This window comes from Bartonella sp. MU70NMGDW, assembly GCF_042194085.1.
Classification (GTDB): Bacteria; Pseudomonadota; Alphaproteobacteria; order Rhizobiales; family Rhizobiaceae; genus Bartonella; species Bartonella grahamii.
In genome coordinates, this window is the sequence record NZ_JBHIMK010000189.1 from 1 (window position 1) to 2,394 (window position 2,394).

General features: G+C 37.4%; 2 protein-coding genes. Both read left to right on the forward strand.

All coding sequences use genetic code 11. The features are described from left to right. A partial coding sequence (locus ACFIKE_RS09560) for a M48 family metallopeptidase (RefSeq protein WP_375649590.1) occupies positions 1–346 on the forward strand: 346 nt, incomplete at its 5' end. Positions 347–554: 208 nt separating this feature from the next. After that, on the forward strand, positions 555–1,727 hold the full coding sequence (gene dapE / locus ACFIKE_RS09565; protein ID WP_375649593.1) for a succinyl-diaminopimelate desuccinylase: 1,173 nt from the start codon (positions 555–557) through the stop codon (positions 1,725–1,727). Positions 1,728–2,394 lie beyond the last annotated feature (667 nt).

The window sequence follows — 2,394 nt, forward strand, 5'->3', positions numbered from 1 at the left end:
TATTATAACACCTTTGGTGGCACATTATGCCCATAAAGTAGAGCGTAAAGTCAAATCAATTTGTTATAAAGATACGAGAAGTCGTTGGGGGTCTTGTTCAATAGATAAGCGTCTTTCTTTTTCTTGGCGCCTTGTTATGGCACCAAAAGAAGTTGTGGAATATGTTGTTGCTCATGAGGTTGCTCATCTTGTTGAAATGAATCACGGTCCAAGATTTTGGGCTCTTTGTGAAGAACTATGTCCTGATAGTAAAACGTATCGTGCTTGGTTGAAGGAAAATGCTCATAGATTGCAAGCAATTAATTTTGATTCATATAATTTAGAGGCGTCAAAAACTTTCAAATGAAGGCAATATTTAACGGAACTTTTTGTTGAGTGTTTTGTTGTGTGTGTACTTGCTCATGCATAATGAGGAAGCCATTGAAGCTCTCAGCACGATTGTTTTCCCCTGCTTGGTTTGCTGAGTGTCTTCAATGTTTTTGCTTTATCTTTTTTGTAATTCAGCGTAATAACCTTAAGTTGCTATGACTTATAAAAAAATGGGAAGGGACCTTATGCCTGTTCTTACAGATCCGCTTCAGCTATTACAGAGACTTATCCGTTGTCCTTCTGTTACACCTCATGAAGCAGGGGCTTTATCAACTTTGGAACAATTTTTGAAAAAAATGGGATTTCATGTCGAGCGCCCTATTTTTACGGATAAAAATACAGATAATGTTGAAAATCTTTATGCCAAAATGGGAAATGAAGGACCCCATCTTATGTTTGCGGGTCATACAGATGTTGTACCACCAGGTGCATTGGATGAATGGACCTATTCACCTTTTGAAGCTGTCATAGATCAGGGAAAATTATATGGGCGGGGTGCTGTTGATATGAAGGGCGGAATCGCTTGTTTTATTGCGGCGCTAGCGCGAGTTCTTGAGAAACGTACCATTAAAGGAATGGTAAGTTTTTTGATTACCGGTGATGAAGAGGGACCTGCTGTTAATGGTACTATAAAACTTCTCAAATGGGCGGAAAAAAAGGGCGAAAAATGGACTGCGGCTCTTGTGGGAGAACCAACAAGTGTAAAGACTGTTGGGGATGTCATCAAAATTGGTCGCCGCGGATCGATTTCTGGTATCATTACCGTGAAAGGTCGCCAAGGTCATGTTGCTTTTCCAGAGCGGGCTGCTAATCCCTTGCCTTTGGCAAATAAGCTTATTCAGGCATTGACACAAACTGCTTTAGATAAAGGGACAGAGAATTTTCAACCCAGTAATTTGGAGCTAACAAGCATCGATACCGGTAATTCAACAGTCAATATTATCCCAGCGCAGACAACAGTTCGTTTTAATATACGCTACAATGATCTTTGGACAAAAGAAACACTGGTGGAAGAAATTGAAAAGCGTCTTGCTTTGGTGCAATCAAAAAACAATAGTGACCAATATCCCTCTTATCAGCTTGAATGGATTCCAAGTTTAGGGGATGTTTTTTTGACCAAAAATGATAAACTCATTCAAACTTTATCCAATGCTATTAAAAGTGTAACAAGGAATATACCAGAATGCTCCACTTCAGGTGGGAGTTCGGATGCGCGATTTATTAAGGATTATTGCCCAGTGGTTGAATTTGGCTTACCAGGGCAAACGATGCATATGGTAGATGAGTGTGTGGCCCTTGATGCAGTGGAAACTCTTACTACTATTTATGAGCGTTTTATTATTGAATTTTTTGCATAAAGAAAAGATTTTTGGTTCAAAAATACCTTTGTCTTGTTGTTCCATAAGATATTACCATTTAAGGTGTGGTGATATGAGTCTCGTAAGACTTAATATATTAAGTGGTTTTAGAGTAAGTAATGAATATTCTTAAGTTGGGCTTCTTGCCTGTAAAGTCTTTAAGTTAAGTGAATTACATAATTGAAAAGCCAAGAAAGACCTGCTTTAAGAAGCAGAACTTTCTACAGACCATATTGGATTGAAAATATTCGTTCTTTAAAGTGTAGAAAGGAAGTCACACGCAATCATATATGGAAAACAATGAATATTATATCATCATTGTGTGATGACAGGTTGAAGCCATAAAGACACACAAAAACATGCTACTATTGTAAAAAATTCATACAACATAAATGCGCTCATTCACAGTTCATGTCTTAATATGGTTTCTGCACTCTCATAAAAGGTACTTCTTGTTTCAATTAGTCTCTCTTAGAATAAAGCCCATAGGAAACGCGTTTTAAGTTTGTTTTATTTCATATATTTTCCCCTGCTTTTTTTGTCCCCAAGAACTTCCATTGCAAAATCATTACGAGATAGAAGGTGAGCTCATTTAATCAGCTTTAATATTGGTTATGATAAAGATACACAGAAATTCTTTTGTAGCATCACGTTGACTTCTTTAGCC

Excerpts from the sequence above, each read along its gene's own strand:
- dapE (WP_375649593.1), top strand. The coding sequence starts at position 555 with ATGCCTGTTCTTACAGATCCGCTTCAGCTATTACAGAGACTTATCCGT.